Raw genomic sequence first — 6533 nt, 5'->3', positions numbered from 1 at the left:
TAATCATATAGCCAATTCTTCCGAAAACGTATTTCCCCATTTGATTACACCTCCATTTTTTATGTAGAATCTCTGGCGAGTGATTTGGATTTACTTTTTAATATGCAATTTTTATACCAATCTAGACANNCCACTACTTTGAATAGCAATTGTTTTCTGCTTGTCTACTTTTTTATACACATTTGTAAAATATTTTTAGACAGTGTAAAAAATCATTTGAATAAATTTGCCTATTCCACTTATTCAAAAAAAAAACCAAACAGCTCCTAATTTGCACTGTCTGGTTTTCCTTTATCAGTAAGAAAACAGGCAGCTTTCAAATAAAGCTGCCCGTTCCTTTTTAATATGACTTTGAAGTGTCACCGTGCTTCCTATTGCTTAATATTAACAAAAACACTCTTCACTTCTGTATAGTTTTGTAAGCCGTATTCTCCACCCATTTCACGGCCAATTCCAGATTGTTTGTATCCGCCGAAAGGCATTGTTTCCCATTCAAGGCCAAAATCATTAATCCAGACTGTACCTGATTGCAGCTTGCCTGCAATGTAGTGAGCTTTCTTGATATTCTCTGTCCAAACACTTGCAGCTAAGCCGTAATCACTATCGTTCGCACGTTTAATAACTTCATCAATCGTGTCGAAAACAAAGATGGACATGACAGGACCGAAGATTTCTTCACGGGCAATGACCATATGATCTTCTACATCTGCAAAGATGGTTGGTTGCACAAAATAGCCCTTATCAAATGCTTTTTCTCCGCCTGCTACAAGGCGTGCCCCTTCTTTTTTCCCTTGCTCGATATAATTAAGAACAGTTTGCTGCTGTTTTGCTGAAACGAGTGGTCCCATATCTGTTTCAGGATCCATGCCAGGACCAACTTTCAGTTCGTTTGCGCGCTCTGCTAAAGCTTCTACGACATGATCATATTGACTTCGATGTACAAATACACGTGTGCAAGCACTACAGTTTTGCCCATGATTGTACATCGTTCCATTAAATGCGCCTTCTATTGCTTCTTCGAGATTAGCATCCTCTAAAATAATGGCTGGTGATTTCCCGCCAAGCTCTAGTGTTACACCCTTTATTTGCTCAGCAGCTTTTTTCATAACTTCTTTTCCAACAGCTGTTGAACCAGTGAATGCGACTTTATCGACATCCTTATGCGTGATAATCGCTTCTCCAGCAATTCTGCCCGATCCTGGCACGATATTCACAACACCATCTGGAAAACCAGCTTCTTTAAACAGCTTTCCAATATAAAGAAGGGATAGCGGTGTTTCGCTTGCCGGCTTAATGACAACTGTACAGCCGACAGCAAGTGCCGATCCAAGCTTCCACGCTGCCATGGCAAGAGGGAAGTTCCATGGAATAATTTGGCCTACAACACCAACTGGCTCATGAAGAGTATAGGTGACATAATCCTTCGAAATATTAGTTGTCTTCCCAAAAACCTTCGTTGCCCAGCCAGCGTAATATCGGAAGTGCTGGATAGTTCCATCCACATCATCCGACAGCGCAACTTTGTATGGCTTTCCGTTATCCAATGATTCTAGCTGTGCAAGCTCTTCGCGGTTCTCTTCTAATAGATCCGCAAATTTATAGATGAGATGTGAGCGCTCAGCCGCATCCATTTTTGTCCATTCACCTTCATCAAATGCCGTTCTGGCAGCAGCTACCGCAGCAGCAATATCATCCTCTTGTGCTTCGCTTACTTCCGCAATGACTTCTTCGTTAGCTGGATTGACGACAGAAAATGTTTTACCACTATTCGCTGGAACATATTCACCGTTGATATAAAGACCTTTTACACCATCTAAAAATTCCTGTACTTTCGGTTTCAACGTATAATTTGTCGCTTGCATGTTCTCTCTCCTCCATTAAACTTAGTTTTTGATAGTTTCTAAACTAGCAAGAAGTTCTTTTAGCTTTTGCTCTTCCTCTTGTGATAAGCCTAAACGCGGGTAACGTGCAGGTCCGCCAGCCAATCCTTGCAGGTCCATTGCTCTCTTAACGATTTGTACATATTTACCTGAGCCTTCTAAGAATGAGCAAAGCGGAAGAATACGATCATTAATTGCCCATGCTTTTTCAATTTCTCCATTTTGGAAATGGTTGAACATATCTGTTACAAGCTTAGGAACGATATTACCAGCAACAGAAATCCAGCCTGTCGCTCCAACGAAATAGGATTCCATAACAAGTTCTTCTGCTCCGCAGAATACTTCGAAATCGCCTTTTCCTTGTCTTGCAAGGTCTCTTACTTTGCCAATTTCTCCACTTGATTCCTTAATATGTGTAACGTTTTCGCATTCTCTTCCGATTTGCAGCATTAATTCTGTGCTCAAATTCACACCAGAAGTAAATGGATTGTTATAAAGCATAATTGGAATATTGACAGCATTTGAGACTTCTTTAAAATGGTAGTAAATTTCATTTTCCTTTGGCTTCATATAATAAGGATTAATAATTAAGGCACAGTCAGCCCCATGTGCTTCTGCCTGCTTCGTATATTCGATTGTTTCTTTTGTTGTTTCTGCTGCAGTTCCTACAATAACCGGGATACGTCCGTTAACCTCTTTTAATACTGTTTCTACCATTTGAAACTTCTCTTCTTTTGACAAGCTTACAAATTCTCCAGTACTTCCGTTAATAACAAGACCTGAAACACCTTGGTCAAGGAAGTAGTTCACATTGTTTTTTACTCCGCCCCAGTCAATTTCCTGTGCCTCTGTCATTGGTGTAATTAATACTGGGTAAGCTCCTCTAATTGTTGTCATGTTCAATTTCCTCCTTTATTTGTTAAAATGCGTATGCTCAAACCTTAAAAAATGCGGTAAAATAGCACTTTTTAAGTGAGTTTGAATCATTTCAAAAGCTAAATTTAGGTTTATCAGCCAATATGGGCTATTTGTAGCCAACTTGAGCAGTTTATCAGCCAATTCCGGCTGGTTATCAGCCAATTCCGGCTTTCCTATTTCATCTAATAGTCCGCCAATCTACCAAGCAACACCTTTTTATAAGAATGCTATTTTAATAAAAATCCTGCTGCTAACGGATCCGTTGGGTCTAGCAGATAGGTTTGCATTCCTGTGACGAAACCGCGGCTTGTAAATGTAAACGCAAATCCGCTGTCACTTTGATCTGCTAATTGGGCAGTTAGTAAGCTATTAAAAATACTTTCATTTTCGAGCGGCTGTTCCTTAGAAACTCCGCCACTAGAAAGCAGACGTGCATAACAGGCTGAAGTCGTCCCATAGCCTGGCGAACGGACGATAAAGTTATCTCTGCGGAAGGTGACGGTCTTGATTCGTCCTGTTTCTATTGCAGAATCATCCAATAAAACGATCCTCTGAATCGATTCGTTAGATGCAAATGCATCATTTACTGCCTGTCCCCAGCTTTGTACATCAGCAAGATCATCCATGTGAAGTTCGAATGAAACATCCTTTTTGTTAAAAATGGCATATAATTGATCTGCCTGTACAAGGGCGTACTCAGTTTGTAATTCATTATGGTTCAATGGAACATTCGATTGAACCACTTGACTAGGCTTCGTTTTTAGCTTAACGGAAACAACCTCGTCATCCTTCATTACTGCGTTAACCTTAATGGCACCGCTAACAGTTTCTAATGTGTACTCATTTGATTCTTTTGGTGATAAATGTCCGCATTCCAATAAAGCAGTAATCACTGCTACTGCCCCCGCATGATGCAATGGCACTGTTTGTTCGTGATTAAAAAAGACAGCTGCTGCATCTGCTTCCCTGTTAAATGGCGGAAGCACTAGACAACCGTTTAAACCGGCAAATCCGCGGGGCTCATTTAATAAAAGCTTGATTTCATCGGCATATGCATGAAAAAACTGTTCATCTAATTGCTCCAAGCTTTCATAATGAATAAATGGCACATCTTTAATAATGCGAAAAGCTTCACCGGCTACGTGAACATCTGTTGCTGTATAAGCCTTTTGAATTTTCATTTCACGTCCTCCATTTCATGTTCCTCCATTGGGGGAATGAGGAGAAATCCTTCTTTAAGCGGATCATCTTCGTTATAAAAGAATTTATGCATGCCCATTAACCAAGCTGATCCCGCAATTCTCGTTACTACCGCGGATACTCCATTCACATCTGTGGTCTCAAGAACACGCCCACGGAACAATGAGCCAACAATACTTTCATGGACAAATTCTTCATCAATGACAATTTCTTGTTTTGAATAAAGCACGGCAAGTTTGGCAGATGTACCTGTTCCACATGGAGAGCGATCAATTCCTCCTGGAGGAACAACGACTGTATTTTTCACATGTGCCTCTTCATGAGTAGGCTCTGTAAAAAACTCAACATGCGTTAATCCCCTAATAAATGAATGTTCTGGATGAACAATTTCAGTTTCTTCGTTAATCGTATTTCTAATTTTGATCGCTTTTTCAATGATTTTTGATGCATTATCTGGCACTAGCTCCAATCCAACTGATTTTGCATCAATAATGGCATAGAAGTTACCCCCATAGGCGATATCCGCATCCACTTTGCCGATGCCCTCAACATCTACGGAAACACTTTTTAGCAGAAAAGCTGGGATATTGCAGAAAGAAACTTCTTTTGCTTTTCCGTTTTCAACGGTAATCTCCACTTCTACTAGCCCAGCAGGAGTATCTAGATTGATCGAAGTAACAGGCTCCTGAACAGGAATTAATCCCGACTCAATTAATGCTGTACAAACACCGATTGTGTCATGCCCGCACATTGGCAAATAACCGCCCGTTTCTATATAAATCACACCAAAATCTGCATCAGGATGACATGGATCTGTTAATAAGGCTCCAGACATGACATCATGGCCCCTTGGTTCATTCATTAGTAATTTGCGAATCCAATCATACTCTCTTTTCATGTGGAGCATTTTTTCAGACATCGTTTCTCCCTTAAGTTCTGGAAGACCGCTAATCAATGTCCTCGTTGGATTCCCTCCTGTATGTGTATCGATCGTTGTAAAGACTCTATTTGCCTTCAAATGGTCAACACCCTTTCTATCAAATCTGCTTTGGCAGATTTGCGCCCAGATTTTTATCGGGCATCGCCCGATAAAAATCTGAGGCATCCGCCGGAGGCTTAACTTTATTCAGCAAGGGAATAAACCCTGTTGAAATAGTTATCTTTTTTGCATTTATCTCCCACTTAAAGGACAGGAGATGAATGCTGAATAGAGGTAAACCGGTTATAACTTAGCGGCTCAACAGGAATACATGTTTCCTTATTATTAATCAGTTCTTCAATGACTTTTCCTGTAACAGCTGAAAGGCTAATTCCATCTCCCTCATGACCAGCCGCTATGTAATAGTTTGGAATATGCTCCACTTTAGAAACGATTGGCAAATGGTCCTCTGTCCATGGCCGCAAGCCCGCATATGAACGGATCACCATCATATCCGCCATTTTCGGATAAAAGCGGATCGCACGATTGGCAATGCATTTAAGAATTTCATTATTTACTTGTAAATTGAATCCTGCGAACTCCCTGCTGCTGCCAATAAGGAAGTTTTGGCTCTCTGTTGGTTCAAAGACAAGTGCCACCCCATATTTTTCTGTTAAAGGGTCAACCCGGCGCTGTCCGCCAAATTTAGAAATTAAGTAACCAAACTCCATAACCTTCCGCGAACCTACATGCTCCTGCCTTGATGCAACAATAATATGACCTTTTCTCGGCTCAATCGGAATACGTAGATCCAGCATTTCTCCCAACTTTGGAGCCCATATCCCTGCTGCGTTGACAACATGATTAGCTGTAAACACTCCATTTGTTGTTTCCACAGTGAAAGTTCCGTTTTCTTCTTTTTTCATTGATTTTACTTCTGTTTGCTTATAGGCTTTAGCCCCTAATTTCGTTGCTGCGTCTAGCAGAGAAAAAGCGAGCATGTAAGGGTTAACGGTGGAGTCAGTCGCACATTCTAAACCGCCTAATAAATCATCTGCAAAAAACTTTGAGTCCTGGCGAATATCCTGACGGTCAAGCATACGGAATGGCAGACCAGCCTCTTTTTGACGGTTAACCCATTTCTGTGCTGCCTCCATTTCCTCCTCAGACTCGCAAACAAGAATACTTCCTGGTGCACGATATTCAAATTTATGCTCTAATTCTCTGCTTAACTCATCAACTAATTTCTGGCTGACTAACGACATTTGACTGTCAAAACCCGGATCTTTATCAATGGCAAGGATGTTCCCGTCACATCTTGATGATGTTCCACTGACAAATTCTCCTTTTTCAAGGATCGTTACGTCTTTTCCAGATTTAGAAGTATAATAGGCAATGGAGCAGCCCATAATTCCGCCGCCAATCACTAACACATCACAATGTTTCACATACTCAATCTCCCTTCGCTAAGTTGCCTTTCATTTTCTAATGCAAGTAACGTGCCAAAAAGCCGTTTGTAACAAAATCGACAATTCATGCTTATTTTTATAAAATTCAGTATCAACATATTTAGAATTTCAAAAAAATTTGATAAACTACTGTATAATATCTTTTAC

Annotated in this window: 6 protein-coding genes; all 6 read right to left on the bottom strand. The window is 40.5% G+C overall.

The window, feature by feature from the left end; translation table 11 throughout:
- Positions 1 to 371: 371 nt before the first annotated feature.
- The 6 genes from V7164_RS12210 to V7164_RS12185 all read right to left on the bottom strand — a co-directional run bounded on the left by V7164_RS12210 (position 372) and on the right by V7164_RS12185 (position 6365).
- The gene (locus V7164_RS12210) at positions 372 to 1862 is read right to left on the bottom strand and encodes an aldehyde dehydrogenase family protein (RefSeq protein ID WP_335354227.1); all 1491 of its coding nucleotides are present in this window, start codon (positions 1860 to 1862) and stop codon (positions 372 to 374) included.
- A 21-nt stretch (positions 1863 to 1883) separates the two neighbouring features.
- Complete coding sequence (dapA, locus tag V7164_RS12205) at positions 1884 to 2777, bottom strand: 4-hydroxy-tetrahydrodipicolinate synthase (protein WP_335354226.1); 894 nt, start codon at positions 2775 to 2777, stop codon at positions 1884 to 1886.
- Positions 2778 to 2792: 15 nt separating this feature from the next.
- Positions 2793 to 2960 carry a hypothetical protein gene (locus V7164_RS12200; protein WP_335354225.1) on the bottom strand — a complete coding sequence of 56 codons (168 nt, stop codon included), beginning with the start codon at positions 2958 to 2960 and terminating at the stop codon, positions 2793 to 2795.
- A 65-nt stretch (positions 2961 to 3025) separates the two neighbouring features.
- Complete coding sequence (locus tag V7164_RS12195) at positions 3026 to 3979, bottom strand: proline racemase family protein (protein WP_335354224.1); 954 nt, start codon at positions 3977 to 3979, stop codon at positions 3026 to 3028.
- Positions 3976 to 5016 (bottom strand): proline racemase family protein, encoded by a 1041-nt coding sequence (locus V7164_RS12190; RefSeq protein ID WP_335354223.1) that lies wholly within the window; start codon positions 5014 to 5016, stop codon positions 3976 to 3978. Before V7164_RS12190 ends, V7164_RS12195 begins: the two co-directional genes overlap by 4 nt.
- Before the next feature lie 164 nt (positions 5017 to 5180).
- Positions 5181 to 6365, bottom strand: coding sequence for an NAD(P)/FAD-dependent oxidoreductase (locus tag V7164_RS12185; RefSeq protein ID WP_335354222.1), 1185 nt, complete (start codon positions 6363 to 6365; stop codon positions 5181 to 5183).
- Positions 6366 to 6533 lie beyond the last annotated feature (168 nt).

It is taken from the genome of Bacillus sp. JJ1474 (genome assembly GCF_036965225.1).
Taxonomy (GTDB): domain Bacteria; phylum Bacillota; class Bacilli; order Bacillales; family Cytobacillaceae; genus Cytobacillus.
Note: the sequence above shows the minus strand (reverse complement) of the source record. Positions and strands in the feature narration are given on the sequence as shown.

What these genes read in the sequence shown, in the direction of transcription:
- V7164_RS12210 (WP_335354227.1), bottom strand. Translation starts at nt 1,862, where the DNA reads ATGCAAGCGACAAATTATACGTTGAAACCGAAAGTACAGGAATTTTTA.
- dapA (WP_335354226.1), bottom strand. Translation starts at nt 2,777, where the DNA reads ATGACAACAATTAGAGGAGCTTACCCAGTATTAATTACACCAATGACA.
- V7164_RS12195 (WP_335354224.1), bottom strand. Translation starts at nt 3,979, where the DNA reads ATGAAAATTCAAAAGGCTTATACAGCAACAGATGTTCACGTAGCCGGT.